Origin of the sequence: Mycobacterium sp. (genome assembly GCF_036488105.1) — a bacterium.
Lineage (GTDB): Bacteria > Actinomycetota > Actinomycetes > Mycobacteriales > Mycobacteriaceae > Mycobacterium.
Genome location: NZ_DASXHW010000566.1, coordinates 1 through 16979 on the forward strand (window position 1 = coordinate 1; position 16979 = coordinate 16979).

At 65.4% G+C, this 16979-nt stretch carries 21 protein-coding genes and 1 pseudogene; 3 read left to right on the top strand and 19 right to left on the bottom strand.

All coding sequences use genetic code 11. The features are described 5' to 3' along the window. Positions 1–875: DUF4436 domain-containing protein (locus tag VGH54_RS29755; RefSeq protein WP_331515777.1), on the bottom strand; the 875-nt coding region annotated here is incomplete at its 3' end. 339 nt (positions 876–1214) lie between these two features. On the opposite strand from VGH54_RS29755, the gene pstS reads away from it, so the two are divergent. After that, on the top strand, positions 1215–2312 hold the full coding sequence (gene pstS, locus VGH54_RS29760) for a phosphate ABC transporter substrate-binding protein PstS (RefSeq protein ID WP_331515778.1): 1098 nt from the start codon (positions 1215–1217) through the stop codon (positions 2310–2312). Here pstS and VGH54_RS29765 read toward each other — a convergent pair. The 15 genes and pseudogenes from VGH54_RS29765 to rpsJ form a co-directional block, all read right to left on the bottom strand. Beyond that, complete coding sequence (locus VGH54_RS29765; protein WP_331515779.1) at positions 2286–3200, bottom strand: formylglycine-generating enzyme family protein; 915 nt, start codon at positions 3198–3200, stop codon at positions 2286–2288. The two genes, pstS and VGH54_RS29765, sit on opposite strands and share 27 nt — an antisense overlap. 4 nt (positions 3201–3204) lie before the next feature. Beyond that, positions 3205–3903: a hypothetical protein gene (locus VGH54_RS29770; protein WP_331515780.1), complete on the bottom strand. Its 699-nt coding sequence runs from the start codon at positions 3901–3903 to the stop codon at positions 3205–3207. Continuing rightward, positions 3896–6247 carry an arylsulfatase gene (locus VGH54_RS29775; protein ID WP_331515781.1) on the bottom strand — a complete coding sequence of 784 codons (2352 nt, stop codon included), beginning with the start codon at positions 6245–6247 and terminating at the stop codon, positions 3896–3898. Before VGH54_RS29775 ends, VGH54_RS29770 begins: the two co-directional genes overlap by 8 nt. A 110-nt stretch (positions 6248–6357) precedes the next feature. After that, positions 6358–6590, bottom strand: a pseudogene (locus VGH54_RS29780) (hypothetical protein); the annotation flags it as partial. A gap of 8 nt (positions 6591–6598) precedes the next feature. Continuing rightward, positions 6599–6964: a 30S ribosomal protein S17 gene (rpsQ, locus tag VGH54_RS29785; RefSeq protein WP_331515782.1), complete on the bottom strand. Its 366-nt coding sequence runs from the start codon at positions 6962–6964 to the stop codon at positions 6599–6601. Further along, positions 6964–7197 (bottom strand): 50S ribosomal protein L29, encoded by a 234-nt coding sequence (rpmC, locus tag VGH54_RS29790; RefSeq protein ID WP_331515783.1) that lies wholly within the window; start codon positions 7195–7197, stop codon positions 6964–6966. The genes rpsQ and rpmC overlap by 1 nt, the downstream gene beginning before the upstream one ends. Beyond that, a complete protein-coding gene (gene rplP, locus VGH54_RS29795; RefSeq protein WP_331515784.1) occupies positions 7197–7613 on the bottom strand; it encodes a 50S ribosomal protein L16 in 417 nt (138 codons plus the stop codon). Before rplP ends, rpmC begins: the two co-directional genes overlap by 1 nt. Positions 7614–7616: 3 nt before the next feature. Then, entirely contained in the window at positions 7617–8459 is an 843-nt protein-coding gene (rpsC, locus tag VGH54_RS29800; protein ID WP_331515785.1) for a 30S ribosomal protein S3, read from the bottom strand. Continuing rightward, positions 8459–9091 carry a 50S ribosomal protein L22 gene (rplV, locus tag VGH54_RS29805; protein WP_331515786.1) on the bottom strand — a complete coding sequence of 211 codons (633 nt, stop codon included), beginning with the start codon at positions 9089–9091 and terminating at the stop codon, positions 8459–8461. The genes rpsC and rplV overlap by 1 nt, the downstream gene beginning before the upstream one ends. Then, positions 9088–9369: a 30S ribosomal protein S19 gene (rpsS, locus tag VGH54_RS29810; RefSeq protein ID WP_066951921.1), complete on the bottom strand. Its 282-nt coding sequence runs from the start codon at positions 9367–9369 to the stop codon at positions 9088–9090. The genes rplV and rpsS overlap by 4 nt, the downstream gene beginning before the upstream one ends. Positions 9370–9378: 9 nt before the next feature. After that, positions 9379–10218 (bottom strand): 50S ribosomal protein L2, encoded by an 840-nt coding sequence (gene rplB / locus VGH54_RS29815; protein WP_331515787.1) that lies wholly within the window; start codon positions 10216–10218, stop codon positions 9379–9381. Between the two features lie 25 nt (positions 10219–10243). Continuing rightward, a complete protein-coding gene (gene rplW / locus VGH54_RS29820; RefSeq protein ID WP_331515788.1) occupies positions 10244–10546 on the bottom strand; it encodes a 50S ribosomal protein L23 in 303 nt (100 codons plus the stop codon). Continuing rightward, complete coding sequence (gene rplD, locus VGH54_RS29825) at positions 10546–11220, bottom strand: 50S ribosomal protein L4 (RefSeq protein ID WP_331515789.1); 675 nt, start codon at positions 11218–11220, stop codon at positions 10546–10548. The genes rplW and rplD overlap by 1 nt, the downstream gene beginning before the upstream one ends. Continuing rightward, positions 11220–11873 (bottom strand): 50S ribosomal protein L3, encoded by a 654-nt coding sequence (rplC, locus tag VGH54_RS29830; protein ID WP_331515790.1) that lies wholly within the window; start codon positions 11871–11873, stop codon positions 11220–11222. The genes rplD and rplC overlap by 1 nt, the downstream gene beginning before the upstream one ends. Positions 11874–11885: 12 nt before the next feature. Further along, on the bottom strand, positions 11886–12191 hold the full coding sequence (rpsJ, locus tag VGH54_RS29835; RefSeq protein ID WP_003873519.1) for a 30S ribosomal protein S10: 306 nt from the start codon (positions 12189–12191) through the stop codon (positions 11886–11888). A 395-nt stretch (positions 12192–12586) separates the two neighbouring features. Here rpsJ and VGH54_RS29840 point away from each other — a divergent pair, with 395 nt between their 5' ends. Next, positions 12587–13063, top strand: coding sequence for a hotdog fold domain-containing protein (locus VGH54_RS29840; RefSeq protein WP_331515791.1), 477 nt, complete (start codon positions 12587–12589; stop codon positions 13061–13063). 81 nt (positions 13064–13144) lie between these two features. Here VGH54_RS29840 and VGH54_RS29845 read toward each other — a convergent pair whose 3' ends face one another. Next, positions 13145–14785 carry a carboxylesterase/lipase family protein gene (locus tag VGH54_RS29845; protein ID WP_331515792.1) on the bottom strand — a complete coding sequence of 547 codons (1641 nt, stop codon included), beginning with the start codon at positions 14783–14785 and terminating at the stop codon, positions 13145–13147. Between the two features lie 112 nt (positions 14786–14897). Here VGH54_RS29845 and VGH54_RS29850 point away from each other — a divergent pair, with 112 nt between their 5' ends. Then, the gene (locus tag VGH54_RS29850; protein WP_331515793.1) at positions 14898–16148 is read left to right on the top strand and encodes a cytochrome P450; all 1251 of its coding nucleotides are present in this window, start codon (positions 14898–14900) and stop codon (positions 16146–16148) included. Here VGH54_RS29850 and VGH54_RS29855 read toward each other — a convergent pair. Both VGH54_RS29855 and VGH54_RS29860 read right to left on the bottom strand, forming a co-directional pair. Continuing rightward, positions 16114–16725, bottom strand: a complete 612-nt coding sequence (locus VGH54_RS29855) for a helix-turn-helix domain-containing protein (protein WP_331515794.1) — start codon at positions 16723–16725, stop codon at positions 16114–16116. The two genes, VGH54_RS29850 and VGH54_RS29855, sit on opposite strands and share 35 nt — an antisense overlap. Positions 16726–16846: 121 nt before the next feature. After that, on the bottom strand, positions 16847–16979 hold a 133-nt coding region (locus tag VGH54_RS29860; RefSeq protein ID WP_331515795.1), incomplete at its 5' end, for a GMC oxidoreductase.

Here is a 16979-nt window from a genome sequence, read left to right on the forward strand (position 1 = left end):
GTCGCCAGCGCGAGCAGCACCCACTGCACCAGCGCCTGGTCGATCATCGAACCCGGCGGCGGCGCACCGGGAAGAATATTTCGCAACGGAACGATCGCGAACAAGTTCGCCGCGTACCAGGTGGCGAACGGCGGCACGAACTTTCGCCGACCTATCGCCATCGGAATGGCCACCACCAGCGCCAGGGTCGGCAGGCTGATCAAGACCAGGATGATGCCGAGGTCGAAGATCAGCGGCCCCTTGGCCCGGTGCAGCGTGACGATCACATTGCTGGTGTTGTGGCTTCCGGTTTCACTGGTGTCGCTGTTGCGGGCGACGCTCGCGTCCCAGCCGTCCATCGCTCCGGTCACCTGAACAAGAGCCGGGAGTCGCTTGCGTTCGACGCCATTCCCGACGAAGACGTCCGCCGAGATCGGCTCGGTGCGATAGGAGTCAAATGGCCAGGCGCCGGGATCACCGTTCGCCTCGATCGTGGTGCTGACCTGCGCCGGCGCCTTGCCTGCCGGGTATTTCAGATCACCCAGGTCGTTGGGCGGATATAGCCGCACAGCGATATCGGTGTTCAACTCTTCGAAGCGTTTGTCCTCCAGCGACTCGCCCGGATAGATGAGCACGTTCACCGTGAGGCGATTCGTCGTGGACTTCAACTCCTCGAGCCGAATCTGCACAACCGTCTCATCGGGCCCGGCCTGGCTGATGTCCAGCGGCGGAAGCGGCCCCTCTGACTTTTGCAGCAAGTGAACGCCGAAAAGCGAAAGAGCGTAGGCGCCGATGACGATCAGCACGATGACCACACCGATAACGATGCGGGGCCGCTGCCGCTCCCGCTTCTCCTCCGGTGCCGATGAGGCTTCCGACGGAGTCTGAACGATCATTGCTCGCCGCGGTCCCGGAGATTCGGGACTACTTGCCGCGAGCGGACTGGGACTGCGTCATGGACGTCAGCCTGTCGGGGCAACACCTGGGTCACGTTAGCGAACGAAGGTGCCGATCGCGCGGCGAAAGAATGATGAGGGACAGGGTGCCCGAATCTCGTCATCCACTGGCCACCCGGCGGTAACTCGCAGTTCAGGAAGGTGGACGGAAAACATGAATTCGCCGATGGGACGGGACAGTTCGCCCTTCGACCGGCTAATCTTACGTCGGTTCGCGCGCTCGAATCGTGAGCCGTAATTCTCAACAAATGTGTCGACGTCCGGGGTGAGGCAACCAACATGAAGCACAGACGATTCGCCGCTGCGATCAGTTTGCTGGCTGCTGGCGCCACAGTGCTGTCGGGATGCGAGGTCCCGCACACCAGCACGGCCTACGCAAGCGTGGTGGTGAACTGCGGCGGTAAGTCGGCGATATCGGCCAGCGGCTCCACCGCGCAAGCCAACGCGATGAAGCGGTTCGTCAGCGCCTACAGCAAGTCCTGCCCCGGGCACAGCCTGAACTACACCGCGAACGGCTCGGGTGCCGGAATCGCCGATTTCCTGGCCGGCAAGAGCGATTTCGCCGGATCGGACACTCCGCTCGGCGACGACCAATACGCCGCCGCCAAGCGGCGCTGCGGCGGGGCCGACGCGTGGAACCTGCCGGTGGTCTTCGGCCCGCTGGCCATCACCTACAACCTCCCCCTCGATTTCCTGGTGCTCGACGCGCAATCGCTGGCCAGGATCTTCAACGGCAGCATCACCCGCTGGGACGACCCGGCCCTCACCGCGCTCAACGCCTCCATGCCGCCAGGGGACATCCACGTCATCTACCGCAGCGACAAATCCGGCACCACCGACAATTTCCAGGCCTACCTGCGGGCCGCATCCGGCGGAGCCTGGACCCAGGGCACCGGCAAAGAGTTCAAAGGTGGTGTCGGAATCGGTGCCAAGGGCAACGACGGCACCTCGTCGGCGGTGAAGAACACCCAGGGTGCGATCACCTACAACGAGTTGTCGTTCGCGATGGAGGAAGGACTGTTCGCCGCGGAGATCAAGACCCCGGGCAGTCGCAAGTCAAGGCGGCCGGTGCGCATCGGCACCGACTCCGTCGGCAAGACCATCGCCGGGGCCAAGATCGTCGGCAAGGGCAACAACCTCGTGCTCGACCTCTCGTCGTTCTATGTCCCCAGCCAGGACGACGTCTATCCGATCGTGATGGCGACCTACGAGATCGTCTGCTCGAAATACCCCGACCCGCAGACCGGTATGGCTGTCAGAGCGGCTCTGCAGGCCACGCTCGGGCCCGGCCAGATCGACCTGGACAAGAACGGCTACATCCCGCTGCCGCCCAACTTCCAGGCGAAGGTTTCAGACGCGGCCGACGCCATCAGGTGATCCGGCGGGCGAATCGCCCACACACCGGAACCCGATGTGGGTAGTCGCGGTGTCCTGCGACTGCGGCGAGCGCGCAGCCGGCCGATACCGGTGGCAGTACTCGGGGGCGCACAGGTGTGAGCCACCCTTGAGCGTCTGCGCGATCGTCGGGTCCGCGGGTCCCGTTGGCGCACAACAGGATTTGGGTGGCGCGTCCAGCCGATGGTGAGCTGAGTATTCGGTCGTCGTCCACTCCCAGACATTGCCGATCATGTCGAAGAGACCGAAGCCGTTTGGGGGGAACTCGGCCACCGGCGAGGTGCCGACCCAACCGAGTGCCCCGTCGTTGCGATAGGGAAAGCGGCCCTGCCAGGTGTTGGCCATCGGCTTGCCGCCGGGCTTCTCGTGGTCGCCCCACGCGTAGGTGGTGCCGGCCCCGCCGCGCGCGGCGTACTCCCATTCGGCTTCGGTCGGCAGCCGTCGGCCGGCCCAGCGCGCATACGCTGCGGCATCGGGATACGCCACTTGTACCACCGGATGATCGGCCCGGTCGGCGACGTCGCTGTCCGGCCCGAATGGATGCCGCCAGCTGGCACCCGGCACCCAAACCCACCATTGCCGCCAGTCCCGCAAGTCGACCGGACCTGGCGTGGGGCGGAAAACCATTGCGCCAGAATGCAGTTCGGCCGGATCGGCGCCCGGGTAAAGCGACGGGTCGATGGGCTGCTCGGCTACCGTCACATACCCCGTGGCCCTCACGAACTCGGCGAATTGGGCGTTGGTCACCGGATGCCGCTCGATCGAGAAAGCGTCGACGGTCACGGTGTGGGTCGGCGCTTCCTCGGGGTAGAAGCTCGTCGAGCCCATTCGAAATGACCCGGATGGCAGGTCGACGAGCTCGGTGGGCATGGGTTCAGGGTATGACGACGGAGAACTCTTGCATCAGCGCGGCTTTGGCGGCACCGAAACCCGGCGCATCCTGCGGCCCCTCCAGGTGAACGGCGACCAGATATTGTCCCGTGTTGGTCCAGATGTGGGTGATGCGGTCGGCGAACTCCACGGCACCCTGGGGTCCGCGGAATGTTCCGCTGAGCTTCTGGCTGCTGTATCCGCAGAACTTGACCCCTACGGTGTCGACCTGAAAGTCGGGCTTCGAACGCGCCAGCGTGGCAACGTAATCGGCGAAGGCCGACGCCGGATCGCGGGCAGTCACGGTGATGGTCACCTCGCCGGTCATGCCGTCGGGCCCGCTGAGGGACAACGCCACATCGCCTTGCCCCGGCTCACTGGTCCAGGCTTCTGGCACCGTCAGCGTGATCCTCGGCGCGGCCGGATCGGACACCTGAGCGACGGTGCCGATGCCGATCCCGGCCGGCCCCGGGAAGCAGACGAATGCATTGGGCGGAATGTGCTCCGGCAACGTCGTCTCGATCCCGGGAGCGGGTGTGCGGTCGCCCTTGGTGGGGTGATGCGACCCGGTTGCGGATTGCGCGGACCCACCGGTCCAGGCAGCGACCCCGTCGATGGTCCGGTCGCAACCCGACAGCACGGCGATCGCCAGAGCGGCCATTCCCGGCAACACCCGAAGAGACCTCGAGCGCAGCTCAGTCACGCGAAAACGCCAGCGCCATTTCTTTTTCCACGTCCTGGTATGGCCGGCCGGACAGATCGACGGTGACCTGCGCGATGGTGCCGCCGCTGAACACGAACGGCGCCTTGTACCGGCTGGACACCGCCGAACCAGCGTTGCGTCCGACCGTGACGCCGGCACCCGCTAATCCGAAGGTCCCCGGATGCGACTGCACGTCGGCCAGCGTGCCGACTGTCGCGTCATCGATGAACAGCGTGACCTCGCCAAGCGGCGTGTGACTGTTCTGCACCGTGCCGGTGCGAGCGTACCGAGCGCCGAAGAGATGCCGGCCCAGCGGTACCGCCTGCGACGAGGACACCTCCTGCAGGCGCTCACCGAGGAAGTTGTAGACGTAGTGCAGCCGTCCGTCCTGAATGAACAGGACGTACCCGCCGTGCGCGCCGCCCTGCTTGAACAGCACGCCTTCGGCGCCGGTGCTGTCGACGGTGACGTCGGCGAGTACCGCGAACGAGCGGCCGCGGATCTCGGGCGCGGCGCCGGTGGCCACTTCGGCGCAGTCGGGATAGTACGTGTAGCTGTCCCGTTCGCTCGCCAGGTATGGCCGTATGCGCGTCAACGTCTCGAAGATGTTGAGGTCCGACAACGGCAACCCGTTGTATTTCGCCGCCTCAGAAAACCACAACGCCTTGAGTTCTTCCAGCTTGTCGGGATTCTCCCCGGCCAAGTCGTGGCACTGGCTGCGGTCGGCTTCGATGTGGAAGAGCTCCCAGCGATCGGCGTCGAAATGGCCCCAGCCGGCCGGTGTCGCGGCGTGGACGGTATTGGCGAACCAGCCGTTGTGCCAGATCCCGCGAGTGCCCAGCATGGTGTAAAACTGAGTCTCTTTGCCGGTGTTGGCCGACGGATCAGTAAGAGCCGCTTTGAAACTCACACCGTCCAGCGGCTTCTGCGGGACACCCTTCACAGTCTCCGGCGGTTGGATGTTCAGCAGGTCGTAGACGGTCGGGGTGACGTCACACACGTTGACGTAGTTGTCCCGGACCTCACCGTGCGCCGCAATTGTGTTGGGCCACGAGACAATTGCGGTGTCCGCGATCCCACCCTCATGCGAGGCGTACCTCTTGTAGAGCTTATAGGGCGTGTTGAAGGCCATCGCCCAACCGATCGGATAATGGTTGTAGGTCTGCGGCCCACCGAGATGGTCGAAGACCTTCATGCTCTCTTCGACGGTGTCGATGTAGCCGTTGAAAAACTTGCCCTCGTTCACCGATCCATTGGGACCGCCCTCACCACTGGCGCCGTTATCGGAGATCACCACGATAAGGGTGTTGTCCAGCTGTCCGGATTCCTCGAGGTAGTCCAGAATCCGGCCGATCTGGGCGTCGGTGTAGCTGAGGAAACCGGCGAACACCTCGGCCATCCGGCTGAACAACCTCTTCTCCTCATCGTTGAGTGAGTCCCAGGGCCGCACCGTGTCCTGCAACGGCCACGGCTGACCCTCGGGTCCCTTGACATCGAGATAGGGGTTGACCGGCGACAGTTCGGTGTCCTGCGGCACGATGCCCATCGACTTCTGCCTGTCCAGAACGATCTCTCGGTAGCGCTCATAACCCATGTCGAACTTGCCGGCGTAACGGTCCGCCCACTCCTGGAAAACATGATGTGGGGCATGGCCGGCGCCGGGGCAAACGTAGCTGAACCACGGCTTGTCGGGTGCGATCACCTTGGCGTCGCGAATGAACTCAATTGTCTTGTCCGCGAGGTCCTTCGACAGGTGGTAGCCGTCCTCCGGGGTGCCGGGCGGATTCACCGGGTGGTTGTCGTACACCAGGTCCGGATACCACTGGTCGGTCTCGCCGCCCATGAATCCGTAGAAGCGTTCGAAACCACGCGAGGTCGGCCAGTGTCGCTTGGTCGACGCCAGGTTGGACTCCTCGAGTGGCGTCAGATGCCACTTGCCGACGCAGTAGGTGTTGTACCCCTGTTCGGCCAAGACCTCAGACAGCAAAGCGGTTTCGAACGGGATGCGACCGTTGGAATTGGGGAAGCCCTCGGTGAACTCTTCGATCATCGCCATGCCGACCGTGGTGGCGTTGCGACCGGTCAGCAGCGACGCCCGCGTCGGTGAGCACAGCGCCGTGGTGTGGAACTGTGACAGTCGCACTCCGCGCTCGGCGATGCGCGTCATCGCCGGCATCTCCACCAGGCCCCCGAAGCAGTCCCAGGTCGCGATGCCCGTGTCGTCCCACACCAGGTAAAGGATGTTGGGCGCACCCTGCGGCGCGGTCGGCGCAGCGAATGGGCCCCAATCCGGTTCCGAATCACGGATATCCAATTCGATCTTGCCGTTGAACTCGGTAGCCATCGCTGGCCTCACTCTCGTAGTGGACCCCCGGGATTCCGGATGCAGATTACACCGCTGCGCCGAACAGTCGGCCAACATCGCGATGACGAACGGTCACGCCGCCGCGGTGGCTAACGCGGCTCTGTCCGCTCTCCCTGCGTCCAGGTGTGCGGCAGCATCGGCATATTGGGCCCCCGCCGAAATCGTCGCTGGACAGCGTGGCCAGTCCGGCCGCTTGCTCGCCGGCATTCGACACCGTGCCGGCGAATCCCAGCGGTCCCGCGCCGCGATCCGACGCCGTCTTCAGAGGCGACCGGGTGCGACGCCTGGATCCTGCGTACCGTGAGCTCGCGGGCTCACCGGCCGGCGAGATTACTTAGCCTTCTCCAGGATCTCGACGAGCCGCCAGCGCTTGGTGGCCGACAGCGGACGAGTCTCCATCAGCGATACGCGGTCGCCGATGCCGGCGTCGCCGTGCTCGTCGTGCGCCGTGACCTTCTTGGTGGTCCGGATGATCTTGCCGTACAGCGGGTGGCGCATACGGTCTTCCAGCTCGACCACAATGGTATTCTGCATCTTGTCGCTCACCACGTAGCCGATGCGGGTCTTACGCCGACCGCGCGGCTTCGGGGTGGCCGGAGTGTGCTTGGGCCCCTTGGCATTGCCGTCTTTTGTGGCGCCAGCCTTGGGAGCAGCCTTGGCCGCCTTCGCCGGTGCCGCCTTCTTCGCCTCTGCCATTACGATTCCTCACCATTGGGCCCAGAAGCCAGGCCGAGTTCGCGTTCACGTAGCACGGTGTAGATCCGTGCGATCTCATGACGGACAACGCGCAGCCGACGGTTGTTGCTCATCTGACCTGTCGCCATCTGGAAGCGCAGGTTGAACAGCTCTTCCTTGGATTCGCGCAGCTTCTCGATCAGCTCGTCGTCGTTGAGCTCGCGCAGTTCGCCAGGCGAAATTCCCACTGCCATCAGAACTGCTCCTCTCGGGTAACGATGCGTGCCTTGATCGGCAGCTTGTGGATCGCGCGGGTCAGCGCCTCCCGGGCGGTCTGCTCGTTGGGGTAGCTGAGCTCGAACAGCACGCGACCCGGCTTGACGTTCGCAATCCACCATTCCGGCGATCCCTTTCCGGAACCCATGCGGGTTTCGGCGGGCTTCTTGGTCAGCGGACGATCCGGGAAGATGTTGATCCACACCTTGCCGCCACGCTTGATGTGCCGGTTGATGGCGATACGAGCGGACTCGATCTGACGGTTGGTGATGTAGGCGTGCTCCAGCGCTTGGATGCCGTAGTCGCCGAAGCTCACCGATGTGCCACCGCTGGCAATCCCGCGCTGGCGCGGGTGGTGTTGCTTGCGGTGCTTGACTCTGCGGGGAATCAACATGATTCAGCTCTCCGTACTCTGCGCCTCGACAGCCGGCGCCTCAACTGGTGCCGCGGCTGGCGGAACAGAAGTCTCCTCGGCACTCGACGCGGCGCGTCCGGCTTCGGTACTGGTCGCCGTGGTTCCGGCGGATCCGCTACGGCGCGGACGGGTGCCCGACGGGCGCTCGCGGCGGGGACGCTCGGCGCCGGCGGACGGCGCAACCAGCTCGCGCTTGCCACCGACGATGTCGCCCTTGTAGATCCACACCTTCACACCGATCCGGCCGAAGGTGGTCTTGGCCTCGTACAGGCCGTAGTCGATGTCGGCACGCAGCGTGTGCAGCGGCACCCGGCCTTCGCGGTAGAACTCCGAGCGGCTCATTTCGGCGCCGCCGAGACGACCGGAGCACTGCACCCGGATGCCCTTGACGTTGGGCTGACGCATCGCCGATTGGATCGCTTTGCGCATCGCGCGACGGAACGCCACCCGGTTGCTCAGCTGCTCGGCGACGCCCTGTGCCACCAACTGTGCTACCGACTCAGGGTTTTTCACCTCGAGGATGTTGAGCTGCACCTGCTTGCCGGTCAGCTTCTCCAGGTCGGCACGGATGCGGTCGGCCTCGGTACCACGACGACCGATGACGATGCCCGGCCGAGCAGTGTGGATGTCCACTCGGACCCGGTCGCGGGTGCGCTCGATCTCAACGTCGGCGATGCCGGCGCGCTCCAAGCCGGTCGACAGCAACTTGCGGATCGCCACGTCTTCCTTGATGTAGTCCGCGTATTGCTTGTCCGCGTACCACCGAGACTTCCACTCGGTGGTGATACCGAGCCGGAATCCGTGCGGATTGATCTTCTGGCCCACTACTGCGAGCCTCCCTTCGCATCCGAAGTCGCTTCAGTCCCAGCGGACTTCGCGGCGGATGCCTTCGCTTCAGTTGTCTTTTTGGGGGACGCTTTCTTGGCCGGCACCTTCTCGGCCGTTGCTTTCTTGGCCGGCGCCTTGTCGGCGGCCGCCTTCTTGGCGGGGGCCTTCTTGGCGGGAGCCTTCTTGGCCGGTGCGTTGCCCGCGGCAGCCTTGCTGGCCTGCGCGCGACGGGCGCGGGTCGCGCTCGCCGACTGCGAGCCCCGCGCGTCCTTCGACGGACGGCTCTCCACCACAACGGTGATGTGGCTGGTGCGGCGACGGATCCGGAATGCGCGGCCCTGGGCGCGCGGACGGATCCGCTTGGCGGTCGGGCCATCGTCGGCGTAGACGCTGGCCACCACCAGAGTCGACGGGTCCAGGCCGTTGTTGTTCTGCGCGTTGGCCGCAGCGCTGGCGATGACCTTTGCCACCGGCTCGCTGGCCGCCTGCGGCGCCCAGCGCAGGATGTCGAGCGCGTCGGCCACCGACTTGCCGCGGACCAGGTCGATCACCCGGCGCGCCTTGCTCGGCGACACCCGCACGAACCGCGCTTTGGCGACCGCCGAAGGATATTCAGTAGCCGTGCTCATCGCCGCTTGGCCTTCCGGTCGTCTTTGATGTGTCCCTTGAAGGTGCGCGTCGGCGCGAACTCACCGAGTTTGTGGCCCACCATCGATTCGGTGACGAACACCGGCACGTGCTTGCGGCCGTCGTGGACCGCGAACGTGTGACCGATGAAGTCGGGAATGATGGTCGAACGCCGCGACCAGGTCTTGATGACCTGCTTGGTGTTCTTCTCGTTCTGGACGTCGACCTTCTTGAGCAGATGGCCGTCGACGAACGGACCCTTCTTAAGGCTGCGTGGCATCGGCTGCTCCTAGCGCGATTTCTTGCCGGTGCGCCGGCGTCGGACGATGAGCTTGTCGCTGGGCTTGCGGCCCTTGCGGGTGCGGCCTTCCGGCTTACCCCAGGGGCTGACCGGGTGGCGACCACCGGAGGTCTTACCCTCACCACCACCGTGCGGGTGGTCCACCGGGTTCATCACCACACCACGGACCGTGGGGCGCTTGCCCTTCCAGCGCATACGCCCGGCCTTGCCCCAGTTGATGTTGGCCTGCTCGGCGTTACCCACCTCGCCGACGGTGGCGCGGCAGCGCACGTCGACACGGCGGATCTCACCACTAGGCATACGCAGCGAGGCGTAAGTGCCTTCCTTACCGAGCAATTGGATGCTGGATCCCGCCGAGCGAGCCATCTTGGCTCCACCGCCCGGCCGCAGCTCCACGGCGTGGATCAACGTACCGGCCGGGATGTTGCGCAACGGCAGGTTGTTACCCGGCTTGATGTCGGCATTGGCGCCGGACTCCACCACGTCGCCCTGGGAAAGTCCCTGCGGCGCAATGATGTAGCGCTTCTCGCCGTCCAAGAAGTGCAGCAGCGCGATGTTCGCGGTGCGGTTCGGGTCGTACTCGATGTGCGCGACCTTCGCGTTGACGCCGTCTTTGTCGTTGCGACGGAAGTCGATCACCCGGTAGGCCCGCTTGTGGCCGCCACCCTTGTGACGGGTGGTGATCCGGCCGTGCGCGTTGCGTCCACCGCGACCGTGCAACGGCCGAACCAACGACTTCTCCGGAGTGGAACGAGTGATCTCGGCGAAATCGGAGACGCTGGCACCGCGGCGACCCGGAGTCGTCGGCTTGTACTTGCGAATTCCCATGTCTGTTAAGTCTCTCTATCCTCGGCTACGCAGGTGCGCCGAACAATTCGATCGGCTTGCTGCCGGGCGCCAACGTCACGATGGCGCGCTTGGTGCTCTTCCGTTGGCCGTAGCCACTTCTGGTGCGCTTGCGCTTGCCCTGGCGGTTCGCGGTGTTCACCGCGGCCACCTTGACCGAAAAGATCTTCTCGATCGCGATCTTGATCTGCGTCTTGTTCGAGTCAGGGTGCACCAGGAACGTGTACACGTTGTCGTCGATCAGGCCGTAGGACTTCTCCGAGATGACCGGGGCCAGGATGATGTCGCGGGGGTCAGTGACGGTCGCCATCAGGCCGAAACCTCCTCAGCGGTATGGGTATTCGCCTCGATGTAGGCGTTGAGTGCCTCCACCGAGAACACCACGTCGTCGGCGCGCAGGACATCGTAGGTGTTGAGCTGGTCCGGCGTCAGGATGTGCACACCGGGTAGGTTGCGCACACTCTTCGCGCCGGTCTCGTCGCTACGTCCGATGACCACCAGCACCTGCTTGCGATCGGTCAGGGTGCCCAGAAAAACCCTGGCGCTCTTGGTCGACGGTGTCTGCCCCGACACCAGCTCGGTGATCGCGTGGATGCGGCCGTTGCGAGCCCGGTCAGACAACGCACCGCGCAGCGCGGCGGCGATCATCTTCTTGGGAGTGCGCTGGCTGTAGTCGCGAGGCTGGGGACCATGCACGACACCACCACCGGTGAACTGCGGCGCACGCGTCGAACCCTGCCGGGCGCGACCGGTGCCCTTCTGCCGGTACGGCTTCCGGCCACCACCACGAACCTCGGCCCGAGTTTTGGTCGAATGCGTGCCCTGGCGCGCCGCGGCCAGCTGGGCCGTGACCACCTGGTGCATCAGCGCGATGTTCGCGGGCGCGTCGAACAGCTCGGCCGGCAACTCAACGGAGCCGTCGGTTTTGCCGGCGGGCGTCTTGACGTCGATCTTCAGCGCCTTCGCGGCTTTATCGGCAGCCATTACTTCTCACCTCGTTTGATCGCGCTGCGGACGACGACGAGTCCGCCTGTGCGGCCGGGGACAGCACCCTTGATCAGCAGCACGCCGTTCTCGGCATCGACCAAGTGCACCAAGAGGTTCTGCGTGGTCACCCGGTCGCTACCCATCCGGCCGGCCATCCGGGTGCCCTTGAACACCCGAGCCGGAGTGGCGCAACCGCCGATGGAGCCCGGACGACGGTGCACCGCCTGAGCACCGTGGCTGGCGCCCTGACCGCGGAAACCGTGACGCTTCATGGTTCCCGCAAAACCCTTGCCCTTCGAGGTGCCGGTCACGTCGACATAGGTTCCGGCAGCGAAGATCTCGGCGGTCAACTCCTGCCCGACCTGATAGTCGGCTGCGGCGGACTCGTCGTCGAGACGCAACTCGGCCAGGTGCCGGCGGGGGTTGACCCCGGCGGCGGCGTACTGACCCGTCAGCGGCTTGTTGATCTTGCGGGGACTGATTTCGCCATAGGCCAGCTGCACCGCGCTGTACCCGTCAACCTCCGGAGTACGGATGCGGGTCACCACGTTCGGCCCGGCCTTGACCACCGTCACGGGAACGACGCGGTTGTTCTCGTCGAACACCTGCGTCATGCCCAGCTTGGTGCCCAGAATGCCCTTTCTCGCCATTGCTCGCAGCTCCTACTGGATGTTGACGTCGACGCTGGCAGGCAGATCGATGCGCATCAGCGCGTCAACGGTTTTCGGGGTCGGGTCAAGGATGTCGATCAGGCGCTTGTGAGTGCGCATCTCGAAGTGCTCCCGCGAGTCTTTGTACTTGTGCGGTGAGCGAATAACGCAGTACACGTTTTTCTCAGTGGGCAGCGGCACCGGGCCCACCACGCTGGCGCCCGTCCGGACAACCGTCTCGACGATCTTGCGCGCCGAGGCATCAATGGCCTCGTGGTCGTAGGCCTTGAGCCTGATGCGGATCTTCTGTCCCGCCACGCTTCCTCACTCTCCAGGTCGAGACCCGGTTTCCCGCCGGGCACCGATCGCCTCAAGCGATCTGGCGTCGCGCCCGGTTGTTGCGCCGCTGTTTACCTGTCTTGGTCCACCGGCCCCCGCGGTCGGGTGTGTCGCCCTCACGCAGCCTGGTCCGCGACCGAATTGGTCTCGTTCCAAGATTGGGACCGGAGGCGTCCGTTTGGACGCCGGTCGTATGCCCGGCCAGGCGTAAACCCGGCGCAAGGCAACCCGAACAGTATGCCCTAGATCCCGGTATCGGCCAAATCCTCCCGACCACGCCACCGGTCCTGCTCATCAGCGGCGAAACCGCGCGCGGCGCGGTCACGCCGGATGCCCCGGCGCGGGTTTCTTACTCCAGAGTAAGGTGTGCCAGCATGACCAGCCCGACCAGCACGTATGCCGCATGGGAGCGCCTTTCCGGTCGTCCCGGCGGCAGCCGGCTGTTTTCGGTGGCAGCGATGGCGCGCGTTCCCTACTTTGCTTCGGTGCTGCCGCACGTGGTGCGGATGGAGCCGGGCCTGGCCGAGGTCCGGGTTCCGAAGTGGTTCTTCGTCTACAACCACCTACATACCGTGCACGCGATCGCGTCCTGCAATGCCGCCGAGGTGGCGATGGGGATGCTGATGGAAGCCACCGTCCCGCGCAGCCACCGATGGATACCGAAGGCGATGACCGTTCAGTACCTCGGGAAGGCCACCACGTCGCTGCGCGCCCGGGCCCAGCTGGACCCGCCGGACTTCACCCGAATCACCAACGGCGTCGATCTCGTCGTGCCGGTCAGCATCACCGATCGGAGCGGAAACGAAGTCGTGCACGCCGACATCACCACCTGGGTCACGCCGGTCGGCTAGCCACCCACCAGATACGTTCCGTGACCGCGACGCACCAGGCCGCGGTCCACCCCTCGGCGAAGCCGATCGCTTCCGGTGTGCTCACGACTTGCCCAGCGTCGCCCAGAACGGACACTGATGTGCCGCTTCGAAGTCGGTGATGAGCTGACTTCCACCGGGGCGCAACGACATCCAAGAGTCGTGGTCGGGGCTAGCATCTTGGGCCGGCCAGTCGGGCAGGCCGGCGGCCTTCGGTGCGCCATTGATGACGAAATGGCTCCAATAGCTCATCATCTGGTCCGACAAGATCTGCTGAGCGGGATCCAGCGGTTGCGCACCACCCATGCTGAACAGGTACCGCAGCTCCAGGGAGTGACTGGCGCCGACGGGAAACGGCGCGTCTCGCAAGAGCTTGGGCGCCGGCGCGTGTGGATCGTCGAACTCGTAGGCGTATACCGGCGCGTTACGACTCAGCGAGTCGGCCAATCGGTCTGCGGCGCAAGCAAAGACACCGTCGGTGGCCGCCGCTGCGTAAGCCAGCGAGGCATCGCCGCCGTAGTGGTCGGGCGGATAGTGCGCCAGCACCGGGGCGCCGTCGGCGGCGCCGAAGATCTCGGCGAGCAGATGCGGATACTCACCGGGCCGGACTCCTCGATCCAGCCTCGCCGCCCGCAACGCCGCGAAAAGCGTGAATTCGTCGTGGTTGACCCCCATCAGCACCGGAACTCGGGCTACCCGGTCGGCGGCGAATCCCGCCATCGGATTGTCCGGCAGCGCAGTCGTACCGGTGACCGGACCGGAGAGCGCGTCGGAGTCGCCGATGAAGTAGTACCAGGGCGGACGCTCGAGTCGGGTCGCCGGCAGCCCACGCAGACACCGCGCGACAGTCGCCGGATTGCGACAGCCTGCCGCGACCGCGTAATCCACGCTCTGGTGCTGCCCGAACTCCAGGTCGGCCTGCGCCTGACACGGCGCGCTCTGGATGATCGCCGCGCGGAACAGCCCGGCCGACCCCGGCGCCACCAGGTGATCGCACACCGACATGCCGCCCGCGGATTCGCCGGCGATGGTCACCTTGCGCGGATCGCCACCGAACGCGGCGATGTTGTCGCGGACCCAGCGCAACGCGGCCTGCTGGTCGGCCAGCCCGTAGTTGCCCACCGTGCCGGGCGCACCGAGCGACGGGTGGGCCAGGAAACCGAGCGCACCCAGCCGGTAGTTGATCGTGACGACGACGATGTGGCCCCTGGCGGCCAGCCAGCGCGCGTGATAGATGTCGCCGCTGCCGTTGACGAAACCTCCCCCGTGAATCCACACCAGCACCGGGCGCTTGTCGTTGTGTTGTCCGCGAGCCGGGGTCCAGATGTTGAGCGTCAGGCAGTTTTCGCTGGTCGGCTTCCCGACCCGCGGATTGGGTCCGGTGTCCTGCATGCACTGCGGCCCGGCCTTGGTGGCGTCCAGCATCCCCGACCAATGCGCCGCCGGCCGCGGTAGCTGCCACCGCAGCGGCCCCACCGGCGGCGCCGCATACGGAATGCTCTGGAACAAGCGGTAATCCGCGGCGACCTGCCCGCGCACGGAACCCATCGCGGTACGCACGACGCCGGCATCCAGTGGACCGGCGTACGCCGGTTCGACCTTTCGGGGCGCGACGAGGGCTCCCTGCCCGCAGGCAACCGCCGTCACAGCCGTCACCAGCAGGGCGGCCAAGGCCCTGCGGCGACGAGATGATCGGATCGGCACGGAAAGACAGCCTACGGATAAGCCGAAAGTGCTCACGGATAATCCGCAATCACGCAGACTTAAACCTGACACGTGTCAATAAATCCGATCAACCCGGCAGGTGAACAGGTAGATGAGCGCACCGATCGTTGACGAGGCCGCGAAGGTCTTCGCTGATCCGACGTCGTATGCCGATGAACCGCGGTTGCACGCGGCGCTGACCCACCTGCGTGCCCATGCCCCGGTGTCGCTGGTCGACAGCGCGCCCTACCGGCCGTTCTGGGCGATCACCAAGCACGCCGACATCATGCACATCGAGCGGGCCAACGATCTGTTCGTCAACGAGCCGCGCCCGTTGCTGGCCACCGCTGCCGCCGATGACATGGCGCGCCAGCAACTGGACGCCGGAATGGGATTGCGCACGTTGATCCACATGGACGACCCGCAGCATCGCGTGGTGCGCGCGATCGGCGCGGACTGGTTTCGCCCGAAGGCGATGCGGGCGCTGAAAATCCGGGTCGACGAACTGGCCAAGATCTACGTCGACAAGATGGTGGCCGCGGGCAACGAGTGCGACTTCGTGCAAGAGGTCGCGGTGAACTACCCGCTCTTCGTGATCATGTCGCTGCTGGGCTTGCCGGAGTCGGACTTTCCCCGCATGCTCGCGCTGACTCAGGAACTGTTCGGCGGCGACGATGACGAGTTCAAACGCGGCGCAACGCTCGAGGAGCAGCTCCAGGTGCTGCTCGAATTCCTCGGCTACTTCAATGCGCTCACCGCATCGCGCCGCGAGCAACCGACCGAGGATCTGGCCTCCGCAATCGCCAACGCCCGTGTCGACGGCGAACCGCTGTCCGACGTCGACACCACTTCCTACTACGTCATCATCGCTACCGCGGGCCACGACACCACCAGCGCGACTATCGCCGGTGGTCTGCAAGCCCTCATCGAAAACCCCGATCAACGAAAGCGCTTGAGCGACAACCTTGATTTGATGCCGCTGGCCACCGAGGAGATGATCCGCTGGGTGACCCCGGTCAAAGAATTCATGCGTACCGCGACCGCAGACACCTCGATACGCGGGGTGCCGGTCGCACAAGGCGAATCGGTGTACCTCTCGTACGTCTCGGGAAACCGTGACGAAGAAGTATTCGACGATCCGTTCCGCTTCGACATCGGACGCGATCCGAACAAGCACTTGGCATTCGGCTACGGGGTGCACTTCTGTCTGGGCGCGGCGCTGGCCCGGATGGAAGTGAACAGCTTCTTCACCGAGTTGCTGCCGCGGCTGAAAACCGTTGAGCTCAACGGAGACCCAGAGCTCATCTCGACGACGTTCGTCGGCGGTCTCAAGCACCTGCCGATTCGCTACCAGGTGCGTTGAGCGCGGGTTTCTGGGCGCGCTGCACGTGCAGAAAGCCATCGACGGCGGCCCGCGTGCACTCCCGGTAATCGAAATTCGGCAGGGTGGACAGCCGACCCAGCACCACCGGGCCCATCAGCAGGGCGATCGCCCGCGAGCGGTCGATATCACCCAGTTCGGCAGCCTCGGGGCTGTCGAAGATCGCGTCGAACGGTGCGGCGTACTGCTGGGCGATTCGTTGGCGCAGCGTGGTGATCGCCGGGCTGTCGGCGGTCCGGGTCTGACGCGATTGCGGCAGTTGCTCCAGGTCTCGCCCGAGCGCCAGCCAGCTCATCGCCATCACCATGCCCGGGGCCTCGGCGATCGATTGCCCGAATGCCAGTACCACCGCGATCAGCCGATCGCGCAGGGTGCCGTCTTCGGACGGTATTGGCGCCGGCGGGATCAGGCCGCTGAAAGCCGCTGCCAGCAACTCATTTCCGCTGGGGAAGTGGCGGTACAGGGTTGCCCGGGCCACGTTGGCGCCACGAGTGACCGCGTCGACGGTGACTGCGCTCGGCCCGCCGGCGCGAAGTAAGGCGGTGGCGGCCTCCAGCAACCGAGCCCGGGAACGCGCCGGCCGAGGATCGGTGTTGTCGGTGATGCTGACCGCCTCCTTCGTCCGATCTGAATAGCCTACGCAAAGCGCCTGCCCGGCCCGATACCGACCGCGCGGCGATTCAGCTGACGAACTCCGCGGCCCGATGCCCCAGCATCGCGATGGTGGCGTGCGGGCCGCGGCTGGTGACGGTCGGCAGCACCGACCCGTCGATCACCCACAGCCCATCGATACCGTGCACGCGGCACTGATGG